The sequence below is a fragment of the Bradyrhizobium sp. cf659 genome, from assembly GCF_900113725.1.
Lineage (GTDB): Bacteria > Pseudomonadota > Alphaproteobacteria > Rhizobiales > Xanthobacteraceae > Bradyrhizobium.
The window spans coordinates 853,256-877,534 of record NZ_FOQJ01000003.1; the positions used below are offsets into that span (position 1 = coordinate 853,256).

General features: G+C 65.7%; 20 protein-coding genes. 14 read left to right on the forward strand and 6 right to left on the reverse strand.

The genetic code is table 11. From position 1 onward, the window contains the following. Window positions 1-25: 25 nt before the first annotated feature. Window positions 26-1,009 (reverse strand): phosphatase PAP2 family protein, encoded by a 984-nt coding sequence (locus tag BM118_RS18085; protein WP_092186843.1) that lies wholly within the window; start codon window positions 1,007-1,009, stop codon window positions 26-28. Window positions 1,010-1,276: 267 nt separating this feature from the next. On the opposite strand from BM118_RS18085, the gene BM118_RS18090 reads away from it, so the two are divergent. Further along, on the forward strand, window positions 1,277-1,957 hold the full coding sequence (locus tag BM118_RS18090; protein WP_008136878.1) for a TetR/AcrR family transcriptional regulator: 681 nt from the start codon (window positions 1,277-1,279) through the stop codon (window positions 1,955-1,957). 150 nt (window positions 1,958-2,107) lie between these two features. On the opposite strand, the gene pyk is transcribed toward BM118_RS18090, so the two are convergent. Continuing rightward, window positions 2,108-3,544, reverse strand: a complete 1,437-nt coding sequence (gene pyk, locus BM118_RS18095) for a pyruvate kinase (protein WP_092186844.1) — start codon at window positions 3,542-3,544, stop codon at window positions 2,108-2,110. Further along, window positions 3,541-4,140 carry a DUF1036 domain-containing protein gene (locus BM118_RS18100; RefSeq protein WP_092186845.1) on the reverse strand — a complete coding sequence of 200 codons (600 nt, stop codon included), beginning with the start codon at window positions 4,138-4,140 and terminating at the stop codon, window positions 3,541-3,543. Before BM118_RS18100 ends, pyk begins: the two co-directional genes overlap by 4 nt. A gap of 179 nt (window positions 4,141-4,319) precedes the next feature. On the opposite strand from BM118_RS18100, the gene BM118_RS18105 reads away from it, so the two are divergent. The 3 genes from BM118_RS18105 to BM118_RS18115 all read left to right on the forward strand — a co-directional run bounded on the left by BM118_RS18105 (window position 4,320) and on the right by BM118_RS18115 (window position 5,699). Further along, the gene (locus BM118_RS18105; RefSeq protein ID WP_092186846.1) at window positions 4,320-4,625 is read left to right on the forward strand and encodes a DUF1244 domain-containing protein; all 306 of its coding nucleotides are present in this window, start codon (window positions 4,320-4,322) and stop codon (window positions 4,623-4,625) included. A 196-nt stretch (window positions 4,626-4,821) separates the two neighbouring features. Further along, window positions 4,822-5,094, forward strand: a complete 273-nt coding sequence (locus tag BM118_RS18110) for a DUF2312 domain-containing protein (RefSeq protein WP_008546273.1) — start codon at window positions 4,822-4,824, stop codon at window positions 5,092-5,094. A gap of 185 nt (window positions 5,095-5,279) precedes the next feature. After that, window positions 5,280-5,699, forward strand: coding sequence for a hypothetical protein (locus tag BM118_RS18115; RefSeq protein ID WP_092186847.1), 420 nt, complete (start codon window positions 5,280-5,282; stop codon window positions 5,697-5,699). Window positions 5,700-5,764: 65 nt separating this feature from the next. Here BM118_RS18115 and BM118_RS18120 read toward each other — a convergent pair whose 3' ends face one another. The 3 genes from BM118_RS18120 to BM118_RS18130 form a co-directional block, all read right to left on the reverse strand. Beyond that, window positions 5,765-7,384, reverse strand: coding sequence for a peptidoglycan L,D-endopeptidase MepK (locus tag BM118_RS18120; RefSeq protein WP_092186848.1), 1,620 nt, complete (start codon window positions 7,382-7,384; stop codon window positions 5,765-5,767). Window positions 7,385-7,657: 273 nt separating this feature from the next. Beyond that, window positions 7,658-9,883 carry a L,D-transpeptidase family protein gene (locus BM118_RS18125; RefSeq protein ID WP_092186849.1) on the reverse strand — a complete coding sequence of 742 codons (2,226 nt, stop codon included), beginning with the start codon at window positions 9,881-9,883 and terminating at the stop codon, window positions 7,658-7,660. 347 nt (window positions 9,884-10,230) lie between these two features. After that, the gene (locus BM118_RS18130) at window positions 10,231-11,730 is read right to left on the reverse strand and encodes a sigma-54-dependent transcriptional regulator (protein ID WP_092186850.1); all 1,500 of its coding nucleotides are present in this window, start codon (window positions 11,728-11,730) and stop codon (window positions 10,231-10,233) included. A 127-nt stretch (window positions 11,731-11,857) separates the two neighbouring features. On the opposite strand from BM118_RS18130, the gene BM118_RS18135 reads away from it, so the two are divergent. The 10 genes from BM118_RS18135 (at window position 11,858) to BM118_RS18180 (ending at window position 24,256) form a co-directional block, all read left to right on the forward strand. Beyond that, window positions 11,858-13,810, forward strand: a complete 1,953-nt coding sequence (locus BM118_RS18135) for a M3 family oligoendopeptidase (protein ID WP_092186851.1) — start codon at window positions 11,858-11,860, stop codon at window positions 13,808-13,810. Between the two features lie 256 nt (window positions 13,811-14,066). Next, entirely contained in the window at window positions 14,067-14,303 is a 237-nt protein-coding gene (locus BM118_RS42760; protein WP_441299757.1) for a TetR/AcrR family transcriptional regulator C-terminal domain-containing protein, read from the forward strand. A gap of 72 nt (window positions 14,304-14,375) precedes the next feature. Beyond that, entirely contained in the window at window positions 14,376-17,345 is a 2,970-nt protein-coding gene (locus BM118_RS18145) for a patatin-like phospholipase family protein (RefSeq protein ID WP_092186852.1), read from the forward strand. A 140-nt stretch (window positions 17,346-17,485) separates the two neighbouring features. Further along, entirely contained in the window at window positions 17,486-17,638 is a 153-nt protein-coding gene (locus BM118_RS18150; protein ID WP_008136857.1) for an aa3-type cytochrome c oxidase subunit IV, read from the forward strand. Between the two features lie 137 nt (window positions 17,639-17,775). Next, complete coding sequence (locus BM118_RS18155; protein ID WP_092186853.1) at window positions 17,776-18,903, forward strand: Re/Si-specific NAD(P)(+) transhydrogenase subunit alpha; 1,128 nt, start codon at window positions 17,776-17,778, stop codon at window positions 18,901-18,903. A gap of 11 nt (window positions 18,904-18,914) precedes the next feature. Then, window positions 18,915-19,232, forward strand: a complete 318-nt coding sequence (locus BM118_RS18160) for a proton-translocating transhydrogenase family protein (protein WP_027545555.1) — start codon at window positions 18,915-18,917, stop codon at window positions 19,230-19,232. Between the two features lie 39 nt (window positions 19,233-19,271). After that, the gene (locus BM118_RS18165) at window positions 19,272-20,669 is read left to right on the forward strand and encodes an NAD(P)(+) transhydrogenase (Re/Si-specific) subunit beta (protein WP_092186854.1); all 1,398 of its coding nucleotides are present in this window, start codon (window positions 19,272-19,274) and stop codon (window positions 20,667-20,669) included. Between the two features lie 215 nt (window positions 20,670-20,884). Beyond that, window positions 20,885-21,682 (forward strand): alpha/beta hydrolase, encoded by a 798-nt coding sequence (locus BM118_RS18170; protein ID WP_092187052.1) that lies wholly within the window; start codon window positions 20,885-20,887, stop codon window positions 21,680-21,682. Next, window positions 21,672-23,114, forward strand: a complete 1,443-nt coding sequence (locus BM118_RS18175; RefSeq protein WP_210189049.1) for a sodium:proton antiporter — start codon at window positions 21,672-21,674, stop codon at window positions 23,112-23,114. The genes BM118_RS18170 and BM118_RS18175 overlap by 11 nt, the downstream gene beginning before the upstream one ends. Before the next feature lie 44 nt (window positions 23,115-23,158). Continuing rightward, window positions 23,159-24,256, forward strand: coding sequence for a calcium:cation antiporter (locus BM118_RS18180; RefSeq protein ID WP_092186855.1), 1,098 nt, complete (start codon window positions 23,159-23,161; stop codon window positions 24,254-24,256). Window positions 24,257-24,279: the final 23 nt, after the last annotated feature.

A 24,279-nucleotide genomic window follows, 5' to 3' on the forward strand; every position in this document is an offset into this window, starting at 1 on the left:
GTCTCCGACCGCGACGATCGCGCCGTCATTCTGCGAGGCTGGTCTGCCAGACTGGCGATAGCTTAGGTGCGGCAGACACGGGCGCCGTGCGGCCGAGCCGTTGAACATAGAATGTCGTCACCCAGATCGATGCAGCGGCGACCGCGATGCCGCCGGCGACGTCGATGAGGTAATGCGCACCGATGGCCGGCGTCGCCGCGATCATCAGGAGGTTGAGCGCGGCCGCGATGCCGCCGATGCCGCGCACCGGCCACAGCGCCCACATGTAGAGCACGGCGGATGCAGCGTGAAAGCTCGGAAACGAGACGATGCCGGAGAGGAAGAACAGCCGGAGCTCGTGCAGGCTGCCGTCGCGCAGTGCCAGGATGTCGCGCAACTGCCCGGCATAGACCGCGGTGTTGATCTCGGGGAAATGCGCGGCCGGCAGTTGTAGCCCGTAATAGGTGCCGATCGCCGGCACGACGGCGGAGATCGCGATGGTGACCGCGAGCGCAAGGCTCATCGCGAGCATGAACACTTGCAGCCGCACATGGCGCGCCGTCAGTGTCAGCACGACGGGGATGCCGAGCAGCGGCCATTTGATCAGTCCGTAGCCGCGAGCCAGGCAGTCGGCGAGCCAGGGATGGTCGTTGACGTAGCGCGCGATCGGTTCGGGATCGAGGCCGAGCGCGCGGTCGATCGCCAGCAGTGCGCCATCCTGGAGCGGCCAGTTCAGCTTGCCCGCGACATAGCTGAGCGGTCCGACGATGGCGCAGGTGAGAATGACCTGTCCGATCGTGCCCAGCGAGAACACCAGTTTCGGATCGGCAAACTCGCTCTTGGCGAGCCGGTAGCCATAGGCGACTGCAACCAGGACGGCCGCGATCGCCAGTGTGATGCCGTAGGCAACAGGCTCGAGGCTCAGACCGGTCAAGGGCAGGCCGAGCGCCAGCAGGGCGCCCATGGCCGCGACAGGAAGCCAGTTCAGATTGAAGAGCTGCCAGGCGGTCCGGGCGTCCGGGTCGATCATGCTGCACCGAGGAGGGATCGCAGTAGTGCGGTAAAGTCGCCGGGCTGCTTTAAGATCGCGGTAACAATTGTGGTTAGCCGTTTACCAACCGGCTCTGTGCATTTGAGCGAATCCGTCTCGCCGCTTTGGTATGACGCTTCGTGCAAATGCATCTTGTCATCCCCCCTGAATAGTTGTTCAGTCCTTGCGGGGCGATTTGCATCTATTGCAGTGACGAAGCGTTGGGCCGCAGGGCGTGCGGCAGGCGTGTGGGACAGGAAGCGCGCCATGGTTTATCGGCGGACGCATCAAGTGGTTAAGCGCCTTGCGGCCCGGCGCAGTGCGATATTGGCGGCGGCGCGGGAGGCTGCGGCGGAAGGCGGGATGGCGGCGGTGCAGATTGCGCCGGTCGCGGTCCGGGCCAATGTTGCAGCCGGCACGGTCTACCGCTACTTCCCCTCCAAGGCCGAGCTGATCTCCGAGTTGATTGCCGAGGTCTCCCGCGACGAGCTCGCGGCGATCCGCAGGGCGGCCGATGCCGCGCCGGGGCCGTCCTCCGCGCTGGCTGCCGCCGTCACCACGGTGGCGGTCCATACCCTGTCGCAGCGCAGGCTGGCCTGGGGCATCCTGGCCGAGCCGGTCGATGTCGATGTCAGCGCCTCGCGCCTGGCCAGCCGGCGCGAGATCGCCGGCGAGATCGCTGGCCGGATCGATGCGGCCGTGCGCGCCGGTCACCTGCCGGCGCAGGACACCGCACTTGCCGCCACCGCGCTGCTCGGTGCGCTGCATGAGGCGCTGGTCGGGCCGCTCGCGCCTGACAATCTCGAAGATCCCGTCAAGATGCGCGATGCGGTGCAGACCGTGACGCTGCTCGCGCTGCGCGCCGTCGGCGTCATGGACGCCCGCGCCCGCGGCCTGGTGGTGCAGCAGACGCTGCTCCCGACGACGAAGGCGCTGGTTGGGGCTTAAGTCGAGGGCGCAACCGGGGCACGGGCCTGATCGCGCTCAGGCCGTCGTCCGAGCGCGCCTTTTCGAACAATCCGAGCATGTTCGCCGGACCGGCCGGCTACTGTGCATGGGGTTGTTTTTGACTTTTTTGTTTGTCGCGCGCCCGCGGACCTAGATATCCGCGCCGCCCTCGGGGCCGACCGAGGCGATGCGCACCATGTTGGTGGTGCCGGGGATGCCGAGCGGTACGCCGGCGACGATGATCACGCGCTGGCCGGCGCGGACGAAGCCGTCCCGGAACGCGATCTGGCCGGCGCGGCTCACCATGTCGTCCTGGTCGCGCGCGTCTTCGGCCACCACGCAATGCACGCCCCAGACCACCGCGAGCCGGCGTCCGGCCGCGATGTTCGGCGTGATCGCCACGATCGGCGGCTTCGGCCGCTCGCGCGCGACGCGCACCGCGGTCGAGCCCGAGCTGGTCCAGCAGATCAGGGCCGGCAGGTCGAGCGTCTCGGCGATCTGGCGGGCGGCGTCGGCGATGGCATCGCCCGCGGTTGATTCCGGCGCGGGGCGCTGCGCGGTGAGCACGGAACGATAAATCGGGTCGCGCTCGACCTCTTCGCCGATGCGGTTCATGGTCGAGACCGCCTCGACCGGGAATTTGCCGGCCGCCGATTCCGCCGACAGCATGATGGCGTCGGCGCCTTCATAGACGGCGGTGGCGACGTCGGAGACCTCGGCGCGGGTCGGCACCGGCGACTGGATCATCGATTCCAGCATCTGGGTTGCGATCACCACCGGCTTGCCAGCACGGCGCGCCATGCGCGTCATCTGCTTCTGGAGGCTCGGCACGCGCTCCAGCGGCAGCTCGACGCCGAGGTCGCCGCGCGCCACCATCAGCGCGTCGGAGGCCTCGATGATGTCGGCGAGGCGGTCGATCGCCTGCGGCTTCTCGATCTTGGCCATGACGGCGGCGCGGCCGCGGATCATCTTCTTGGCCTCGATCACGTCGTCGGCGCGCTGCACGAAGGACAGCGCGATCCAGTCGACGCCGGTGACCAGCGCCGCCTCGAGGTCGGCGCGGTCCTTCGGCGTCATCGCCGAGACCGGCAGGTCGGTGTCGGGCAGGCTGACGCCCTTGCGGTCGGACATCTTGCCGCCGACCACGACGCGCGTCACCGCGTGCTCTTTCGAGGTCTCCTCCGCGATCAGCCGTACCTTGCCGTCATCCAGCAGCAGCGCATGGCCGGGCCGCAGCGCGGCCAGGATCTCCGGATGCGGGAGATGGACGCGCGTGGCATCGCCCGGCGTCTTGTCGGAATCGAGCGTGAAGGTCTGGCCGTTCTGGAGCTGGACCGCGCCTTCCGCGAAGGCGCCGAGCCTGAGCTTCGGTCCCTGAAGGTCGACCAGGATGCCGATCGGCCGGCCGTAGCTGCTCTCGACATTGCGGATCGTCGCCACCAGCTCCCGCATCTTGTCATGCGGGGTGTGGCTCATGTTGATGCGGAACAGGTCGGCGCCGGCCTCGAACAGGCGGCGGATCATCGCGAGGTCCGAAGAGGCAGGTCCCAGTGTCGCGAGAATCTTGATACGGCGAAGACGCCTCATGGCTTATTCCCAGGCGGGGGCGGAGCTGCGGCCGGTGGCAGGCCGGGCGAGCCCGGGGGCGTAGCACCGGGCGGGCCATTGGGCAAACCCGGAACGCCGCCACCCGGGCCAACCGGGCCGGGCATGCCAGGCAGGCGCGGCTGTGCCGGCTGCTCGTTGGCATCGGTGAGCTGCACCGTCCAGGCGCGCTGCTCGCCGGTATCGACCTCGAAATAGCCGGTCCGGTCATAGCCGCGCGCCAAGCAATCCTCGGTGCCGCGGATGGTGAATTCCTTGTCGCGTGAGCACATGAAGGCCTGCCCCGACCATTCGCCGCCGCGGTCATAGTCGATCGCGTAGATGTAATAGTAGCGGGCGACCAGCGTTCCCCGCAGCAGGGTCTCGCAGGAGCGTGAGGAGATGTTCCACCAGCCCTCGGTGGTCCAGCCCTCGGCGTCCTTGTAGCCGAGCGCAATGCCGACCCGGCTCGAGGTGTTGTTGCACAGCCGGAAATCGGCGGAGGCCGGGCTGGTCCAGAGACACAACACGGCAATCGCCAGCACCGGGACCAACCGGGCGAGCAGGCGAAGGGGGGCGCGGGGAGATTCGGCGATCATTATCGCGGAAGCTATATCAGATCATTGACGATTTGGCGTAGAGGCGGGGAACTGCCCCAAGGCCGGGCTTGGCCCGTTTGCGCCGCGATATGGCAAAATCTGTGACAGGACCCCACCTGATCCCGTAACGGTGACCGCCATCGGGGTCAGAGCCAGGTCGGAGCTTAAGGAATTCAGCTATGGCAATCGACGACAAAACCAGAACGGAGCTCGAAGCGGCCGCCTTCCGGCGCCTGGTCGATCATTTGAAGACACGGACGGACGTCCAGAATATCGACCTGATGAATCTGGCGGGCTTCTGCCGCAACTGCCTGTCCAACTGGCTCAAGGACGCCGCCGACGCCCAAGGCGTCGCCCTGAGCAAGGACGAAAGCCGGGAGGCCGTCTACGGCATGCCCTACGAGACCTGGAAATCGAAATACCAGGGCACGGCCACGCCCGAGCAGATCGAGGCGATGAAGAAGGTCCATCCTCACGGGCACTGAACGGCGCCGGCGCGTGTCGGCTGAGTCGCACCACACAACAGCTTTCTTCGAGCAGCCGCAGGAAGGTGTGGGCGCGCTGTGGACGAGCGCGATGCTTGCTTGAACGCGGGGGGCACCAACCCTAAGGGTCTTCCAGCACGCGCGGTGAGGGATGCCGGCGTCACCTCGTTTTGCCAGTTCCATTGGGAGTACCAAGATGGCCACCTCCGCCGCCGTCCGCGACGACGAGCCCGCGACGAAATTTGCCAAGGACCAGCTCAAATCCATCATCGAGCGCATCGAGCGGCTGGAGGAAGAGAAGAAGGCGATCTCCGACGACATCCGCGACGTCTATGCCGAGAGCAAGGGCAATGGCTACGACGTCAAGGCGCTACGCACCATCGTGCGCCTGCGCAAGCAGGACCCCAACGAGCGCGCCGAGGCCGAGACCATTCTCGAGACCTACATGCAGGCGCTGGGGATGATCTGAGGCCTGTGCGGTCGTCCCGGCGAAAGCCGGGACCCGTAGCCACAGGATGTGGTTGTTGCGAAGGCCGGCAGTTGCCTTATCGTCGTGCGGGATTGGTACCGCGCTTCACCGATAGATTCCGCGGTACGGGTCCTGGCTTTCGCCAGGACGACACCGGTGTTGTGGGTCCATCGAGGGAGACCGCCGTGACCGCGCCGCCGCTGCCGCGCGAGGTGAGCCGCGCCTTCGACGCTCTTCCGGCGTCGATCGGCAAGCGGCTGCTTCAGGTGCGTGCACTGATCTTCGCGACCGCTGCGGCGCATGACGACGTCGGCCGGCTCACCGAGACGCTGAAATGGGGCGAGCCCGCCTACCTGACCGATGAGACCGGCAGCGGCTCCACGATCCGGCTCGGGCGCGTGAAGGGGGCCGAGCAGCCGGCCATTCTGTTCAACTGCAAGACGACCCTGGTCGACACCTTCCGCGAGCGCTTTCCCGATCAGTTCGAGTACCGGCAGACGAGGGCGTTGCTGTTGCCCCTGTCCGGCGCGCTGCCGAAGCAGCCGCTGTCGATCTGCCTGTCGCTGGCGCTGCGGTATCATCTGGACCGGCGGGGTCGGAAATAGCGTCGTCGTCCTGGCCTTCGTCAGGACGACACCGGAGATTCTGGAAGCAGCGAAATGTCGAAGCGCTAGCGCAACGCCGCCGTGCGCACGACGAAGGAGGTCGTCTCGAGCTTCGCGGTCGCGGCGCCCGAGAAGCTGTCGCAGGACAGGCCCTGCATCGGATCGTCGGTGAAGCCCATCGCGATCACGGCCTGCGGCTTGACGAAATAGCGGCGCATCGCGGCCATATCGAGCTCGCCCATCAGCGTCACCGACATCGCGCGGCTGGCGCTCGGCGACAGCATGACGATCTTGAGCCAGACGCTCTCGCTCTTGGCCGCGGAGAGCCGGGTCGCGGTTGCGACCATGCCGTCAACGCTCTTGCCGACCACCGTATTGATCTCGGTTGCCTGAGCGACGTTGCGCGACGCGGCGGCGGGACGGGCGGAGCGTGGGATCGGCGCGGAGGCGGCGACGACGTTGGCGCGGTCGACCGGGGATGCGGCGGCCGGCGCATAGGCCAGCGCCTGATAGGCTGCGTTGGAGACGCTGGCGGTCGGCTGCGGATCGGTCGCGGCGGCAAGCGCCTGGCGGGCCTTCAACGCGGCGACCTGCGCCGGCGTCGCCTGCTGCGGCGTAGCCGGGATGTCCCAGAAGCCGCGGGCATTGATGATGTCGGCCGGGGTTTCAGGCTTGCCGGCCGCCGGCTTGTCGGCCACGGGCGCGGGCTTCGGCTTGGGCGGCGCAACGATCTGCGCATCGGCCGAGGCGAGCTGGAGCGTGGCGGCGATCTGCGGCTTGGCGCGTGGCGTCGGCACCGGATCGGCCGGCTTGGCTGCGGCGGCGACCACGGTGGGCGCCACAGGCTTGGCGGCCGGGGCAGGTGCGCCCTCGTCGTCCTCGTCGCTGGTGGCGGCGGCCGGCGCCGGCTTGCCCCTGAACAGGGCGGCGAAGAAGTTCGGCTTGCTGCCGGAATCGTCACCATTGCCGCGCCGCTCGATCTCGGTCCTGGCGAGCTCATAGCCCTTCAGCGGCGTGCCGTCGGTCGGCAGATGTACCGTCTTTCCGTCCGGGAACACGCGGGCGAGCTGGTCATGCGTCATGCGCGGCCAGTGCCGGATGCTGCCGGTGTCCAGATGCACGAAGGGCGAGCCGGAGGTCGGATAGAAGCCGACGCCGCCACGCTGGAGGCGCAGGCCGGCGAAGCGGATCTGCTCCAGCGGCACGCCCGGAATGTAGAAGTCCATCGCATGCCCCAGCATGTGCTGGCTGAAGCGCGCCACGCCGGAGGAGCGGCGGCGGAGCATGGCGTTGGTGGCGGGGGAGCGGTAGGAGGAGATGATCTGGATCGGCTGCTTGCCGTCGACGTCGCGATAGACTTCCCAGAGGATGTCGAAGAGGTGACGGTCCATGACCGTCTCGTCCTGGGTGCGCCAGTCGCGCAGGAAGTGGTTGAGCTGCTTCAGCGACGCCTCGTCGTAGCGGCCGTCGCGCTTGAAGGTGACGGTGAGGTCTTCGCCGGAATGGGTGTGGTGGAAGGAGAGCGTCTTGGTTTCGTTCAGCGCGGCGGCGTTATGGACTGAACCGGCGGCAGCAAGCAGCAATACGGCAGCAAGGCCGATCCGGGATCCGGCCTTCACTCCCGCATGGGACGACGACAGCACAACGAATTGGCGTGCGAAACCAGTCAGCACGTATGAGCCCACCCAGTCGACGAGCGTTCAAAATGGACTCTCCCGCCAATCCCGTTAGCGCGCGAAAGAGGATGAACGCTTTCTTAAAGCGAGAAGGTTAATTCGAGGTTGACCTTCCCGACCCCAAACCAAGTCAGAATACGATCCTAACCGGTTGAGTGTGGCGAAAAAACGCCCGCTGCCCGAGGCCGGGTGGACAATGGTTAACGTTAAGCGACCCCATCCAGGGGGACGGGGTCGCTGATTTTATTGCAGAATTTCAGAAAACAAGAGGCCGGGCCGGGCTCAGCGGGTGAACACCCGCTGCGGCGGCCGGCGGCCGACCGGAGCCGGTGGCGGGGTCGGGGCCCCGAACAGCCGCTCGAAGAAGTTCGGACCGGACGAGCCGAAGCCGCCGCCATTGTTGGCCACCGCCACGCCCGAGGGCAGCGTCGTCGCCGGGCGCGAATAGCTCGGCTGGGAGTGCGCGACGATGTTCTCGAGGTCCTTGCCGCGGCCGTTCTTCAGGATGTTGATCATGGTCGCGTCGCGGCCATAGACGTCCTTGCGGAATTGCAGCTTGCCGCCATCGTCCACGAACGCGGTCTGGTAGGTGATGTTGACCGGAATCGGGGTCGGGAATTTCAGGTCGATCTCGCTCTTGCCGTACATGCTGCGCACGCGCTCCGGCGTGTACTTCTCGTTCGGCATGGTGATGTTGAGCAGCACGGAGGCGTACTGATCCGGATTCTGCACGCGCATGCAGCCATGGCTGAAGGCGCGCTCGTCCCGGGCGAACAGGTTCTTGTCCGGCGTGTCGTGCTGATAGACCAGGAACTTGTTCGGGAAGTTGAAGCGGATGCGGCCGAGCGCGTTGGCTTCACCCGGCGGCTGCGAGATGTGCACCGAACCGTCGCGGTTCTGCTCGAGCTTGAGGCCCATGCGCTGAAGCACGGTCGGGTCCTGCTGAAGCGCCGGCAGATATTCGTTGTAGACGATCGACGGCGGCACGTTCCAGGTCGGGTTGACCGTGATGTACTTCATCGTTTCGGTGAGCAGGGGCGTCGCGTGCTGGCCCGGCTTGCCGGTGACGACGCGGGTGGTCCAGACCTGCTGGCCGCGCTGCATCACCTTCAGCGTGTAGTCGGGAATGTTGAGGATGACATAGGCATCGCCGAGCGAAGGCGCGCCGAGGTCGCGCGGCAGCCAGCGCCAGCGCTCCATGTTCACCAGCACGACGTCGATCTGCTTGTCGCGCTTCGGGGTGTTGAGCGCCCTGATCGTCTTGTCGTCGAGGATGCCGGTCACCTTGAGCTCGGCGCTGTTCTGGAATTTTCGTACGGCTTCGGCGACCGTGGCGTCATAGCGGGTGTCGCTCGCATTCTCGGCGATGCCGAGCTTGGTGCGGAGCTGCGGCACGCGCGGATCCTCGACGACGATTTCAGCCTGCTTCTTGCCGGCGGGGGTGTATTTCAGCGCCGGGCCATCGGCGATCTCGATCACCGGGCCGTTGCCCTGGCCGCGGAGCTCCGCGAGCTTGGCCTTCAGTTCCTTGTAGAGCTTCTGCGGCGGGTTGTAGCTGTCGAGCGCCGCGGAGGCGTCAGCTGCGGTCGTGACCTTGGCGAGCACCTCGCTCGGGTCGACCGGGTGCTCGGGATAGAGGATGTCGGCGCTGACCTGCGACCAGTGCATGCGGCCGCTCTGCGCCTGGCGCGCATAGTCGAACATGCTGGCGGTGAGCTTGAGCTCGGCGTCGGCGAGCGCATCGGGGGTCGTGGCGGCGGCGAAATCCGGCACCGGATAGTCGGCCGGATTGAGGCCGTCGGAGGCTGCATCCTTCAGCCGCGCGATCACGCCCTTGGCCGCGGCGGTCAGGCTGCCGCCCTGGGTCCAGACCGGAGCGAAGTCGCGCGCACCGTAGAACTTCTCGACGGCGGCGCGCTCGTTCTTGCGGTCGAAATGGCGCGAGGTCTTGGCGCCGATGATGTCCTTGAGCTTGTCCGCGACCGGCTGGTCGGCGGCGGGAACGGCGCTTGCTGCCTTCACGGGCTCGGAGGCTGGCTGCTCCTTGGCGACGTCCTTCGGCGGCTCGGCCGGAGTCGCTGCGGCGGCGGGGGCCGTCGCAGTGTCGGCCTTGGCCGGCTCGGACTTGGCCGGTTCGGACTTGGCAGGTTCGCTCTTGGCCGTCTCGCTCTTCGGCGCCTCGCTGGCGGGCGTGGTGGCGACGTCGGCAGGCTTGGTCCCGACCCTGTCGGGCGCAGGTGCGGCTTCGGCCTTCGCAGCTTCCTTGGCCGGCTCCTTCGCGGAATCCTGGACCGTGGCGGTGGTGTCGAGCTTGATGTCGGACGCGGTCGGGGGCGGGACGTTGGCGGGCTCGGGACGCGGGATCGCGGCTTCGATCGCCAGCTCGGCGGCGCTGCTGCGCACCTGATCCTGCGCCAGGGCTGAGCTGGCCGACACCGTGAGGAAGGTTGCCGCAACCGTCATCAAGACACGGTCAAAGCCTGCACGGTGGTTCAAACAGTCACGCATTGTGTCGCACCCCTCGGGTGAACTGTCCCTCGTGGAACAGCTTCGTTATCGCCTAATTGAGTTTCGGCTAAACCGCGCCGGCCTCTGGAAAGTTGCACGCCTGCACGCAACGATTCATACGCAGACGATATACAGGCCCCGGATTTGCAGCCAGCGCTACCCGGGACAACTCACGACAAACTGACTTCAAGGGAGCCTCTTGGCAACGGATTGTGGGCCTTTGCCACACGCTTTTCCCTCTGTCTGTCACTTCCAAGTCACGGTTCAAATCGCAGTCGAATTCTATCGTCATGCGAACGGCTTACAGCGTCACCGCGCCGTCGCGCGAACCTCCGTTCGCATGAGGCTCAGTGCGTCTCCTCACCGCTTTTCCCGCCATGTCCGGGAACCCCGGCCTCGTCGAGTTTTCGGTAGAGCGTGGACCGGCCGATTTTGAGGCGGCGGGCGACCTCGGACATCTGCCCGCGATAATGCGAGATCGCGAAGCGGATGATCTCGTTCTCCATGTCCTCCAGCGGGCGGACGTCGCCGGTCGCGGTCAGCATGGGAAGAGTTCCCACCGAGGTGAGCGGCGCAATCGGTATTTCGCTACCCGACGACACGACCGAAGGCGCCGCGATCGGCTCGAGCATCAGCGGCGCGGTCGGAATGTCGGTCGCGGGATGCGGCTGCGAGGCGAGCAGGGGGAAGTCGCCAAGGCCAAGCTGGTCGCCCTCGCTCATCACCACGGCGCGGTACACCGCATTTTCGAGCTGGCGAATGTTGCCGGGCCAGTCGAGCTGGGCGAGATGCGCCACGGCCTCGCCACTGATGCCGCTGATGGGGCGGTTCTCCTCGGCGGCAAAGCGCGCCAGGAAATGCCGGAGCAGATGCGGAATGTCCTCGCGCCGGGTCCGCAGCGAGGGGATCGTAAGCGGCAGCACGTGCAGGCGATAGAACAGGTCTTCGCGGAAATGGCCCTGCTTCACCCGCTCCAGCAGCCTGCGGTTGGTTGCCGAGATGATGCGGACGTCGACCTTCACCGGCTTGCGGCCGCCGACGGCCTCGACCGCGCCTTCCTGGAGCGCGCGGAGCAGCTTGACCTGCGCGGCCAGCGGCAGCTCGCTGACCTCGTCCAGAAACAGCGTGCCGCCATGGGCCTCGACGAACTTGCCGGTGTGCCGTTCGGTGGCGCCGGTGAAGGCGCCCTTCTCGTGGCCGAACAGGATGGACTCGACGAGGTTGTCGGGGATCGCGCCGCAATTGACCGCGACGAACGGCTTGGCCTTGCGCTCGCCGCTGCCATGGATGGCGCGCGCGAACATCTCCTTGCCGACGCCGGACTCGCCCTCGATCAGCACGGGGATCGAGGAGTTCGCCGCCTTCTGCGCGGTGCGCATGACGCCCGCCATTGCTTCCGCGCGGGTGATGATGTCGGAGAAGGTCAGCCGGCCCTCGCGGCTGTGACGGATGCGCTGCAATTCGCCCTTGAGCGCGGAGGCGTTGAGCGCGTTGCGAAGCGAGACCTGGAGCCGCTCCATGCCGACCGGCTTGACCACGAAATCGGCAGCGCCTGCGCGCATCGCCGAGATCACGTTGTCGATGCCGCCATGGGCGGTCTGCACGATGACGGGCACGCTGAGGCCGGCTTCGCGGATCTTCGCCAGCACGCCCATGCCGTCGAGGCCGGGCATCACGAGATCTAGGATGACGCCGTCGATCACAGGTGCATCGGGGGCGGTGAGGGCGGCGACCGCGGCGTCTCCGGACTCCACGACGATCGTTTCATAGCCGCATTTCTGCACCATGTTCTCGATCAGCCGGCGGGCCACAGCGTCGTCGTCGGCGATCAAAATACTGGCAGCCATGGTGTTCCCCGCACGCTACTACTATCTGTCTCGAATCGGGGCACTCTGGCCGAAGCCGATTAACGCACTCTTAAACCTTGATGCCCCCGCCCGCCGTTGCGATTGTTGAACACAGGTTTCCCACAGAATGACTTCGCGCTCCAAATCTGCCTTGAAGAAGCCCGCTCCCAGCAAACCCGCTCTCCGCAAGCCGACCACCAGGACATCCGCCGCCAAGAAAGCCGTCGTCAAGGCAAAGTCCTCCAAATCTTCACTCGCCAAGTCTTCACCAGCCAAGTCTTCACACGCCAAGCCTGCGAGCAAGACCGGCAGGCTTCCGGAATGGAACCTCGCCGATCTCTATTCCGGGATCGACGCGCCGGAAGTGGCGCGCGATCTCGAAAGGATGGATGCCGATTGCGTCGCGTTCGAGACCGACTACAAGGGCAAGCTGGCGACAGGGACAGCAAACGAAGATGGCGGAAAATGGCTCGCCGAGGCGGTGCGACGCTATGAGGCGATCGACGATCTCGCCGGCCGTCTCGGCTCCTATGCCGGCCTCGTCCATGCCGGCGACAGCGTTGATCCCAAGATTTCAAAGTTTTACGGCGATGTCTCCGAGCGGCTGACGGCGGCGTCCACCCATCTTCTGTTCTTCGCGCTCGAGCTCAACCGTGTCGATGACGATTTGTTGACCCGCGCGATGCAGGAGCCGGAGCTGGCGTATTACCGTCCTTGGATCGAGGATCTGCGCAAGGAGAAGCCCTATCAGCTCGACGACAAGCTCGAGCAGCTTTTCCTGGAGAAGGCGCAGACCGGCTATTCCGCTTTCAACCGGCTGTTCGACCAGACCATCTCCGGCCTGCGCTTCAAGGTCGGGCCTAAGGAGCTCGCGATCGAGCCGACGCTCAATTTGTTGCAGGACCGCGACGGCGCCAAGCGCAGGAGCGCGGCGGAGGCACTGGCGAAGACCTTCAAGGCCAATGAGCGCACCTTCGCGCTGATCACCAACACGCTGGCCAAGGACAAGGACATCTCCGACCGCTGGCGCGGCTTCAAGGACGTCGCGGATTCCCGCCACCTCAACAACCGCGTCGAGCGCGAGGTGGTGGATGCGCTGGTCGCCTCGGTGCGCGCGGTCTATCCAAAGTTGTCGCATCGCTATTACGCGCTGAAGGCGAAGTGGTTCGGCAAGAAGCGGCTGGCCTATTGGGACCGCAACGCGCCGCTGCCGTTTGCGGCGACCGACGTCATCGGCTGGCCCGATGCGCGCAACATGGTGCTGACGGCCTATCGTGGCTTCTCGCCCAAGATGGCCGACATCGCCGAGCGCTTCTTCACCGACCGCTGGATCGACGCGCCGGTGCGTCCGGGCAAGGCGCCGGGAGCGTTCTCGCATCCGACCACGCCGTCGGCGCACCCCTATGTGCTGATGAACTACCAGGGCAAGCCGCGCGACGTGATGACGCTCGCCCATGAGCTCGGCCACGGCGTGCATCAGGTGCTGGCGGCCAAGAACGGCGCGCTGATGGCGCCGACGCCGCTGACGCTGGCGGAGACCGCGAGCGTGTTCGGCGAGATGCTGACCTTCAGGCGGCTCTTGGCGCAGACCAAGAGCGCCAAGCAGCGCCAGGCGCTGCTCGCCGGCAAGGTGGAGGACATGATCAACACCGTGGTCCGGCAGATCGCCTTCTATTCCTTCGAGCGCGCGGTCCACACCGAGCGCAAGAACGGCGAGCTCACCGCGACGCGGCTCGGCGAGATCTGGCTGTCGGTGCAGGGCGAGAGCCTGGGGCCGGCGATCGAGATCAAGGCCGGCTACGAGAACTACTGGATGTACATCCCGCACTTCATCCATTCGCCGTTCTACGTCTATGCCTATGCCTTCGGCGATTGTCTCGTGAACTCGCTCTACGCGGTCTACGAGAACGCGGCCGAGGGCTTTGCCGAGCGCTATCTCGACATGCTCGCCGCCGGCGGCACCAAGCACTATTCCGAGCTGCTGCGGCCGTTCGGGCTCGACGCCAAGGATCCCAAATTCTGGGACGGCGGCCTCTCGGTCATTGCCGGCATGATCGACGAGCTGGAGGCGATGGGCTGAGCGGCGCGGACGCTTCGCGCTAGCTGGCCGGATTGGCCCTGCGGCCGAGGCTATTCTGCCCCGCCCCCGCCGCAGGTTCGTTCACGTCGGCGAAGGTGAGCATCGCGCCAAACCGGTCGGTCGCCGGCTTGTCGAAACCGACCGCGCCCTCGAAGCTCGCGGGATTGCGAAAGGTGCCGAGCAGCATGTCCCAGATCGGCAGGTCGCCATAGTTGAAGGCCTGCGCGACGCCGGCTTTTCCGACCGCGAGGCGGCCATCTATTTTCGGGAACTCGGCTATTACCTCACGGGCGCGGCACTGGATGAGACGGCGGGCTACGCCCGCGGTCCTTCCTCGGCGGAACCGGTCCCGGACGAAACGATCGCCGCGAACTTCAAGCATCTTGCGGCCGCTGCGCCGTATTTTCAGCCTGCGCATTTTGACGCGACGTTCGAGACCGGCCTCGAGATCCTGCTCGCCGGCATTGAACGTTCGAACCAGAAGCAAGACTAATCCTGTAGATACTTGATTGACTTTTTCAACCGCTGATTGCCGATTGCCATTTATTGCCCGGGGGAGGCTCGTATGCCCGATCAGGGACAGGTCCCGCGACCTGGAGCAGCGCGGAACGCCGCAGCCTTCGAGGCGGAAACGCCCTGGTGCGAGAAGCATCAGCAGATCGTTCGCGACGAGATCGAGGCCATCAACACACGCCGCGAGGCAGCGCGGCAACTCGACCCCGACGGCATCGTCGCCTGCCAGATGCTCGACGTCGTCGGGCTCGCCTTGTCCGGCGGCGGCATCCGCTCCTCGGCCATGTGTCTCGGCGTGCTCCAGGCGCTGAACCACCACGATTTGATCAGGCGGATCGATTATCTCTCCACCGTATCGGGCGGCGGCTACATCGGCACCTCGCTCAGCACGACCATGACGGTGACAGGGCGTTTCGTGTTCGGCGAGCGGCCGGCCGGAGAAACCGTGACCGCCAGCGAGATCAGCGATACGCCGTCGGTCGGGCACATCAGGAATTATTCCAACTACCTGGTCCCGGCCGGCTTCCGCGATCTCCTGACCGGGATTGCGATCGTGGCGCGCGGCCTGATCGCCAATATCGGGCTGACGCTGCCGGCCGTGCTGCTGCTCGCCGCCGTCACCATCTGGTCGACGCCGCTGCGGAGCTGCCTGACCGTCGCGAACTTCTTCGGTGTCGATCTTGCCGACGGCGCTTCGCCGCAATGCGAGCTGCACCATTTCGGCTGGATCGCGGACCGTTTCGGCTTCGCCGCCATCGGCGCGATCTTCGCGCTGGTGCTGCTTGCCTGCGGGGGAATTGCCTATCTGCGCTCACGCGCGGAGCGGGGCATCGGCCCAACCGTCTTCCTGACCTATGCCGCAGGCATCGCGTTCCTGCTCGGCATCGCGTGCGACTTCGCCCGCATCCTTCAGATCAGGAATTTCGCGCTGACGCTGGCAGCGGCGATCATCGGCGCCGCCCTGTTCTTCGGCTGGGCGCTCAAGCAGTCATTTGCAAGTCCCGAGAAACGCCAGGAGTTTCGCTCGCATTGGCCGACCGCCGGCGCGACCTTCCTGGTGCTGCTTGCCGTGATCGCGTTCTTCGAGTTCCAGCCCTTCATGCTGTTGCAGATGTTCGATGTCGTCGACAGCAACACGATCGGCGGGCCGGTCGGCGGCGTGGCCGTCACCTGGATCAAATCGCTCGCCGCGATTGCCGCGCCGATCGGCATATTCGTCACTGCCTTCAGGCAGCAGTTCGCCGAATTCCTGAAGGGCAACAGCGCATCTTCGCAATGGGGCTCGCTGGTGCTCGCGATCATCGCCAAGATCGCGCTGTGGATCGCAGGATTGGCGCTGCCGCTGATCATCTGGGTCGCCTATCTCTATCTGTCCTATTGGGGCATCGCCAACGATCCGATCGAAAAATGTCAGGCGCCCCTGACCGCGATTGCGCAGAAGGGCTGTCTCGCCGCCAACAAATCGACCGTGCCCGCGTCGGGAAACCTGTCGGGCAAGATCGAGTTCGACGCTGCCGCCGGCACCTTCACGGCCCAGATCACGCCAAAGGCCGCCGCAACGACGGCGACGACGGACTGGTTGACGCCGGTATCCCACGTTCCGGCCTGGCTCGGATTCGCCGCGGGCAATGTCGCAAGACACTTCGATTGGACGGCTCGAGGCTCCGGCTACGCGCACAGCCTGCCCGTGGTGATCCTGTACACGCTCGTCGGCATGCTGCTGTTTGCGATCTCCTGGTCCCTGACGCCGAATGCCAATTCGCTGCATCGCCTCTACCGCGATCGGCTGAGCAAGGCTTTCCTGTTCGACCCCGGCCGCTCGGCAGACGGCAATATCGCGCGCGCCGAGGCGAGCCTCGACCAGGGGCGCGATTTCAAGCCGCTCGATCGCATGAAGTTGAGCGAGCTCTTCGTGGTCGCCGACGACGGTGCCACGACGAACGATCGGCCGGCCGCGCCGAAGCTGCGGGCGCCCTATCATCTCATCAACACGGCGCTCAACATCCAGGGGTCGGACTTCGCCAACCGGCGCGGCCGCAATGCGGACTTCTTCGTCTTCTCGCCGCTCTATGTCGGTAGCGAAGCGACGCGCTACGCCGGGACCCCGGCGGTCGAGCGTCTGGAGCAAAGCCTCGACCTCGCCACCGCCATGGCGATCTCGGGGGCGGCCGCATCGTCGAACATGGGCTCGAATTCGATCAAGGCGCTGACGCCGACGCTGGCGCTGTTGAACGTGCGGCTGGGCTACTGGCTGAGCAACCCGCGCTATGTCGGGGCCACCGCCCGGCCGCAGCGCCGCTCCACGCCGCTGTTCCTGTGGTCGGAAATCTCGGGCCGTCTCTACGAGAACAGCGACGGCGTCTATCTCACCGACGGCGGCCACATCGAAAATCTCGGCGTCTACGAGCTGCTCCGCCGGCGCTGCAAGGTGATCGTCGCGGTCGACGCGGAAGCCGACGCGCCGATGAATTTCTCCTCGCTGATGAAGCTCCAGCGCTATGCCCGCATCGATCTCGGCGTCCGGATCGATCTGCCCTGGACGCCGATCCGCGATCGCACGCGCGCCATCATGGCGGAGAACGCCAGGAAGTCCGTACAAGCATCCCCTGAGACATCAGACGAGGCCGCGAAGGACCATGTTCACGTCGCGATCGGCGTCATCGACTATGGCGGCGATGACAAGGGCTATCTCGTCTATATCAAGTCCTCGCTCTCCCGCGACGAGAACGACTACATCCGCGATTATGCGCGGCGTAACGACACGTTCCCCCACGAGACCACCGGCGATCAGTTCTTCTCGGAGGAGCAGTTCGAGGTCTATCGTGCGCTGGGGTTCCACATGACCCATGGTTTCCTGGCCGGCGACCATTCCGTCGCGGTCGGTCCCGGCACGGATCCGCGCATGGCGCGATTTACCGAGGCGGGCGAGCAGGCGATCGACGCGGTCCGCGAGGCGCTCGGTCTTCCGGAACCCCGGCGACCGGCCGCGAGCGCCGCCACCACGATGATCGACCAGGGCTGAGCGGCGCCAGAGCCGGATTCCCGGCAATCGGAATTCCAAATGACCTGATTTGCGGGAAAACCGCGCCTGCCTGCCGTTGCCCTGCCCGGCGGTTTGCGCTATTGCCAGCCGGGAATTCGACTTTCGACTGGGGACAATCCATGGCTGACCATAGCGAAGTGGCGTACACCACTGCCGACGGCAACGACTACGTTGCCCACGAGCAGACCTATGAGGGCTTCATCAAGCTGGTGAAATACGGCACGGCCTCGGTCGCGCTCATCGTGATCCTGATGGCGATCTTCCTCACCTGATCCATCGTCTGCCGCACCGCCAGCGTCGTCGGTGCCCATAAAATTTGCATTCAAGCCGGATTGAAAACCGGTATCCAACGTTGCGGGAGTAACGCTAAGTTCGCGTGCGCGCTTTTTCCCGCGTCGCCGGAGGGCCTATGAAGATCGCCGTTGCCAAGGAAATCGATCCGTCGGAGCCGCGCGTTGCCGCTTCGCCTGATACGGTGAAGAAGTTCAAAGCGCTCGGCGCCGAGATCGCCGTCGAGCCGGGCGCCGGCCTCAAATCGGGGCTGCCGGATTCCGAGTTCACCGCGGTCGGCGCCACCGTCAGCGCCGATGCGTTGAAGGACGCCGACATCATCATCAAGGTGAAGCGCCCCGAGGCGTCGGAGCTCTCGCAGTACAAGCGCGGGGCGCTCGTCATCGCCATCATGGATCCTTATGGTAACGATGCCGCGCTGAAGGCGATGGCCGATGCCGGCGTTTCCGCCTTCGCGATGGAATTGATGCCGCGCATCACGCGCGCGCAGGTGATGGACGTGCTGTCCTCGCAGGCCAACCTCGCCGGCTACCGTGCCGTGATCGAGGGCGCCGAAGCCTTCGGCCGCGCCTTCCCGATGATGATGACCGCGGCCGGCACCGTGCCTGCCGCAAAAGTGTTCGTGATGGGTGTCGGCGTCGCCGGTCTCCAGGCGATCGCGACCGCGCGCCGTCTCGGCGCCATCGTCACCGCGACCGACGTGCGGCCCGCGACGAAAGAGCAGGTCGAATCGCTCGGCGCAAAATTCCTCGCCGTCGAGGACGAGGAGTTCAAGAACGCGCAGACCGCCGGCGGCTACGCCAAGGAAATGTCCAAGGAATACCAGGCCAAGCAGGCCGCGCTCACCGCCGAGCACATCAAGAAGCAGGACATCGTGATCACCACGGCGCTGATTCCGGGCCGGCCGGCGCCGAAGCTGGTCTCGGGCGAGATGGTCAAGTCGATGAAGCCCGGCTCGGTGCTGGTCGATCTCGCCGTCGAGCGCGGCGGCAATGTCGAAGGCGCCAAGGCCGGCGAGGTCGTCGACCTCGATGGCATCAAGATCGTCGGCTACACCAACGTGGCCGGCCGCGTCGCGGCATCCGCCTCCAGCCTCTATGCGCGCAACCTGTTCAATTTCATCGAGACCATGGTCGACAAGGGCAGCAAGGCCCTTGCCGTGAACTGGGACGACGAACTGGTCAAGGCCACCGCGCTGACCAGGGACGGCGCCGTCATCCACCCGAACTTCCAGCCGAAGGTCTAAGGAGAACCGCCATGGAGCATGTTGCACAGGTCGTCGACCCCTTTGTCTTCCGGCTGTCGATCTTCGTCCTCGCCGTCTTCGTCGGCTATTTCGTGGTGTGGTCGGTGACGCCGGCGCTGCATACGCCGCTGATGAGCGTGACCAACGCGATCTCCTCGGTGATCGTGGTCGGCGCGCTGCTCGCCGGCGGCGTCGCGAACGTCTCGAGCGGCTCGGGCTGGGCACGCGCCTTCGGCTTCGTCGCGCTGATCTTCGCCTGCGTGAACATTTTTGGCGGCTTCCTTGTCACCCAGCGCATGCTGGCGATGTACAAGAAGAAGTCGAAGTAAGCGGCCACCTCGGGCTGAAGGGATCAATGGGGACCTGAGATGAACGCCAATCTCTCTGCATTCTTGTATCTCGTGGCGGGGGTGCTGTTCATCCTGTCGCTGCGGGGATTGTCGAGCCCGGCCTCTTCGCGCCAGGGCAATTTGTTCGGCATGATCGGCATGGCGATCGCGGTTGCGACCACGCTCGCCAACCATCCGCCGGCTGACGGCCTGGCCTGGGTGCTCGTCATCGTCGGCATCGCCATCGGCGGCGCCATCGGTGCGGTCATCGCGCGCCGTGTGCCGATGACCTCGATGCCGGAGCTGGTCGCTGCCTTCCACTCGCTGGTCGGCATGGCCGCGGTGCTGGTCGCAGCCGGCGCGTTCTACGCGCCCGAAGCCTTCGACATCGGCACGCCCGGCCACATCCATGCCCAGAGCCTCGTCGAAATGTCGCTCGGCGTCGCCATCGGCGCGCTGACCTTCACCGGCTCCGTGATCGCGTTCCTGAAGCTGTCCGCGCGGATGAGCGGTGCGCCGATCATCCTGCCATTCCGCCACATCATCAACATCGCGATCGCCGCTGCCCTTGTCTTCTTCATCGTCGGCCTCGTGATCTCCGGCAGCGCGTTCGACTTCTGGATGATCGTCATCCTGGCGCTGGCACTCGGCGTGCTCATGATCATCCCGATCGGCGGCGCCGACATGCCGGTCGTGATCTCGATGCTGAACTCCTACTCCGGCTGGGCCGCGGCCGGCATCGGCTTCACCCTCGGCAATTCCGCGCTGATCATCACCGGCGCGCTGGTCGGCTCCTCGGGCGCGATCCTGTCCTACATCATGTGCCACGCGATGAACCGGTCCTTCATCTCGGTCATCCTCGGTGGCTTCGGTGGCGAGACCGCCGCGGCCGGCGGGGCGACAGGCGAGCAGAAGCCCGCCAAGCTCGGCTCGGCGGACGATGCCGCCTTCATCATGAAGAACGCCTCCAAGGTCATCATCGTGCCGGGCTACGGCATGGCGGTGGCGCAGGCCCAGCACGCGCTGCGCGAAATGGCCGACATGCTGAAGAAGGAAGGCGTCGAGGTGAAATACGCCATTCACCCCGTCGCCGGCCGCATGCCCGGCCACATGAACGTGCTGCTGGCCGAAGCCAACGTGCCCTATGACGAGGTGTTCGAGCTCGAGGACATCAACTCCGAATTCGCGCAGGCCGACATCGCCTTCGTGATCGGCGCCAACGACGTCACCAACCCCGCGGCTGAAGAGGACAAGACCTCGCCGATCTACGGCATGCCCGTGCTCCAGGTCTGGAAGGCCGGCACCGTGATGTTCATCAAGCGCTCGCTCGCCTCGGGCTATGCCGGCATCGACAATCCGCTGTTCTATCGCGACAACACCATGATGCTGCTCGGCGACGCCAAGAAGGTCACCGAGAACATCGTCAAGGCGATGTAAGACGAGCGACGCGGGCCGTGGCCATCAACAGGGAATGGCACCGGTCCCATCGCATGCCATCGAAAGCGACGCGCGAGCAGCGCGTCGCCTGGCACGCTGCTCACAAGGCGGCGTGCGGCTGCCGCGACGTTCCGGCGAGCCTCCGCCCTGACGTCATGAAATTGCTGCGGAGCCGTCGCAAGCCCTAGCCGGGATCGAGGGCCGGCCGCGCAATGATGACCATCGTCAAGTGGATCGCCATCCTGCTCGCGGCCGCCTATTGCGCCGGTCTCGTGGTGCTGTATGTCCGCCAGCGCGAGATGCTGTTTCCGATCCCGCCCGTCGGTCGCACCGCTCCCGATGCCGCAGGCCTCCCCGAGGCGGAAGAGCATGTCCTGACCACGTCGGACGGCGAGAAGGTCATTGTCTGGCACGTGCCGGCCAGGCCCGGCCGCCCCGTGATCCTGTATTTCCCTGGCAATGGTGATTCTCTCGCCGGCTGTGTCAGCCGCTTCAAGGCGACGACGGCAGACGGCACCGGCCTCGTCGCGCTGTCCTATCGCGGCTATGCCGGCTCCTCCGGCGCGCCGAGCGAGGAGGGCCTGCTGCGCGATGCCGCGGCCGCCTACGCCTTCACGACGGCGCGCTACGCGGCGGAACGAATCGTCGCCTGGGGCTTCTCGCTCGGAACGGGCGTCGCGGTCGCCATCGCCGCCGAACATCCGGTCCGCAAACTGATCCTGGAGGCGCCTTACACGTCGGCGGTCGATGTCGCCGCCTCGCTGTACCGCTTCGTTCCCGTTCGCCTTCTGATGCGCGATCAGTTTCGCTCCGACGAGCGGATTGCGCGCGTCACGGTGCCGCTATTGGTGATGCATGGCACCAACGACCTTGCCATTTCGATCGTGTTCGGAGAGCGTCTGTTCGCGCTCGCGCATGAACCGAAGCAGTTTGTTCGCCTTGCGGGCGGCGGACACGACGATCTTGATTCCTTCGGTGCGATCGAAACAGCGAGGCGCTTCATTGCTTCCTAGACGGCTGGTGATGCTGCGCGGCGGCGTGCCCGTCGCCGCCATCCTGGCGCTGCTGCCGCAGCCCGCATGGGCGGCGGCCGGGCTCGACGGTGCGGCGATGCGCTGGCCCTATGCGCTGCCCTTTGCCGGCCTCCTGCTGTCGATCGCGCTCGGGCCGCTGCTGTTTGCAAAATTCTGGCACCACCATTACGGCAAGATCGCCGCGGCCTGGTCGCTGCTGGCGCTCGGCTCGCTGGTCTGGCTCGCGGGAGGCATGGCGACGCTGGCCGCACTCGTCCATGCCATGCTCGCCGAATATCTCGGCTTCATCGTGCTGCTGTTCTCGCTCTATGTCGTGGCCGGTGGCATTCTCATCACGGGCGACATCAAGCCTACGCCGTCGGCCAACACCGGCATCCTCGCGCTCGGCACGCTCATGGCGAGCATCGTCGGCACCACGGGTGCCGCCATGATCCTGATCCGTCCGCTGATCCGCGCCAACCGGCCGCGGCGCCACAACGCCCACGTCGTGATCTTCTTCATCATCCTGGTCGCCAATGTCGGCGGTGCGTTGAGCCCGCTCGGCGATCCCCCACTGTTCGTCGGCTTCCTGCATGGCGTCGACTTCTTCTGGACCACCCGGACCATCTGGCTGCAGACGGCGATCGTTGCCGGAATGTTGCTGGCGATCTTCGTCGTCATCGACGTCTGGCGCTTCCGTAGCGAGCCGGTGCAGGGAGACGCCGGTCCCGCCAAGCCGCTGCGGATTCGCGGCCTCATCAACCTCGTGCTGATCGCAGCGATCGTCGCGAGTCTGCTGGCCTCCGCGATGTGGAAGCCTGGCATCGCCTTCGATATTCTCGGAACGAAGCTGGAGCTGGAAGACATCGCGCGCAACGTGGCGCTGCTCGCCATTGCCGCCCTGTCGGTGTGGCTGACGCCGGACGAGCACAGGCTGGCCAACGGCTTCACCTGGGAGCCGATCCGCGAAGTCGCAAAGCTGTTCGCGGGTATCTTTGTCGCCATCATCCCGGTCATTGCCATGCTCGATGCCGGGCATCACGGCGCCTTCGCCTGGCTTTTGTCCGCCGTCACGGCACCGGACGGAACGCCGCGCGAGGTCGCCTATTTCTGGTTCACGGGCATGATGTCGGCGTTCCTCGACAATGCGCCGACCTACCTGCTGTTCTTCGAGCTCGCCGGCGGCGACCCGCAGGTGCTGATGCATGCCCTCTCGGGCACGCTCGCCTCCATCTCCATGGGCGCGGTCTACATGGGGGCGCTCACCTATATCGGCAATGCGCCGAACTTCATGGTCGCCAGCATCGCCAGCGAGAATGGCGTCGAGATGCCGAGCTTCTTCGGCTATTTCCTGCGCGCCAGCGCCGTGCTGATCCCGCTGTTCCTGCTGCTGACCGTGCTGCCGGTCGCGCCGTTCCTGCACTGGCATTGAATCTGCGGGCTTGCTACTGCTCGGCTGACAATTGGAGCCGGTGGATGAGCGCGCATAATCCGATGCCCCGGTCGGCCTGGATCTTTCCGGCGCTGGCCGTGCTGATGTTCGTGGCCGTCAGTGCGACGGGCTACGTCTTCACGCTCTCGCTGGGCGGGCTCGTCTTCGCCATCGTCCTTCTGGTCATCCTGTTCGGCACGGTGTTTGCCGCCGTTCATCATGCCGAAGTGATTGCCGAACGGGTCGGCGAGCCCTATGGCACGCTGGTGCTGACGCTCTCGGTGACGATCATCGAGGTGGCCCTGATCACCACGATCATGCTGGGCGACAAGCCGGCGCCGGAACTGGCGCGCGACACCGTGTTCGCCGTGGTCATGATCGTCTGCAACGGCCTCGTCGGGCTCTGCATCTTTATCGGCGGCCTGCGCTATCGCGAGCAGGGCTTTCAGCTCTCCGGGGCCAACGTCTATCTCAGCGTCCTGTTCGCGCTCGCGACCATCACGCTGATCATGCCGAATTACACGACCACCACGCCGGGTCCGGTCTATTCGACGGTTCAGCTCGGCTTCGTCGATGTGGTGACGCTCGCGCTCTATGCGGTGTTTCTCTACACCCAGACCGTCCTGCACAAGGATTACTTCGTTCATGAACGGACGGAGGGCGAGGGCGGCGAGGCGCACCTGTCGGTCGGGGCGCTTGCGCTCACCGTGGGGCTGCTGCTGGTCTCGCTCCTGGCAGTCGTGCTGCTGGCCAAGAAGTTCTCGCTCGTGGTCGATGCCGTGGCCGCCAGGATCGGCGCGCCGCCGGCCTTTGCCGGCCTTCTGGTCGCGCTCCTGATCCTGATGCCCGAGGGCGTCTCGGCCATTGCGGCGGCCCGCAAGAACGATCTCCAGAAGAGCATCAACCTCGCCCTCGGCTCCTCGCTCGCGACCATCGGCCTTACCATCCCGGCCGTCGGCATCGCCACCTACGCCTTCGACAAGGAGCTCGAGCTCGGCCTCAGCGCCCAGGGCAGCGTCCTTTTGCTCCTGACCTTCTTTTTGAGCATGCTGACCTTCGGCACGGGCAGGACCAATGTCCTGTTCGGGCTGGTCCATATGGTGGTATTTGCCGTCTACGTGTTCATGGTTTTCGTGCCCTGAAGCGATTCTCCAGGAGAGTTCCG

What these genes read in the sequence shown, in the direction of transcription:
- BM118_RS18085 (WP_092186843.1), bottom strand. Translation starts at nt 1,009, where the DNA reads ATGATCGACCCGGACGCCCGGACCGCCTGGCAGCTCTTCAATCTGAAC.
- BM118_RS18090 (WP_008136878.1), top strand. Translation starts at nt 1,277, where the DNA reads ATGGTTTATCGGCGGACGCATCAAGTGGTTAAGCGCCTTGCGGCCCGG.
- pyk (WP_092186844.1), bottom strand. Translation starts at nt 3,544, where the DNA reads ATGAGGCGTCTTCGCCGTATCAAGATTCTCGCGACACTGGGACCTGCC.
- BM118_RS18100 (WP_092186845.1), bottom strand. Translation starts at nt 4,140, where the DNA reads ATGATCGCCGAATCTCCCCGCGCCCCCCTTCGCCTGCTCGCCCGGTTG.
- BM118_RS18105 (WP_092186846.1), top strand. Translation starts at nt 4,320, where the DNA reads ATGGCAATCGACGACAAAACCAGAACGGAGCTCGAAGCGGCCGCCTTC.
- BM118_RS18110 (WP_008546273.1), top strand. Translation starts at nt 4,822, where the DNA reads ATGGCCACCTCCGCCGCCGTCCGCGACGACGAGCCCGCGACGAAATTT.
- BM118_RS18125 (WP_092186849.1), bottom strand. Translation starts at nt 9,883, where the DNA reads ATGCGTGACTGTTTGAACCACCGTGCAGGCTTTGACCGTGTCTTGATG.
- BM118_RS18130 (WP_092186850.1), bottom strand. Translation starts at nt 11,730, where the DNA reads ATGGCTGCCAGTATTTTGATCGCCGACGACGACGCTGTGGCCCGCCGG.
- BM118_RS18135 (WP_092186851.1), top strand. Translation starts at nt 11,858, where the DNA reads ATGACTTCGCGCTCCAAATCTGCCTTGAAGAAGCCCGCTCCCAGCAAA.
- BM118_RS18145 (WP_092186852.1), top strand. Translation starts at nt 14,376, where the DNA reads ATGCCCGATCAGGGACAGGTCCCGCGACCTGGAGCAGCGCGGAACGCC.
- BM118_RS18150 (WP_008136857.1), top strand. Translation starts at nt 17,486, where the DNA reads ATGGCTGACCATAGCGAAGTGGCGTACACCACTGCCGACGGCAACGAC.
- BM118_RS18155 (WP_092186853.1), top strand. Translation starts at nt 17,776, where the DNA reads ATGAAGATCGCCGTTGCCAAGGAAATCGATCCGTCGGAGCCGCGCGTT.
- BM118_RS18160 (WP_027545555.1), top strand. Translation starts at nt 18,915, where the DNA reads ATGGAGCATGTTGCACAGGTCGTCGACCCCTTTGTCTTCCGGCTGTCG.
- BM118_RS18165 (WP_092186854.1), top strand. Translation starts at nt 19,272, where the DNA reads ATGAACGCCAATCTCTCTGCATTCTTGTATCTCGTGGCGGGGGTGCTG.
- BM118_RS18170 (WP_092187052.1), top strand. Translation starts at nt 20,885, where the DNA reads ATGACCATCGTCAAGTGGATCGCCATCCTGCTCGCGGCCGCCTATTGC.
- BM118_RS18180 (WP_092186855.1), top strand. Translation starts at nt 23,159, where the DNA reads ATGAGCGCGCATAATCCGATGCCCCGGTCGGCCTGGATCTTTCCGGCG.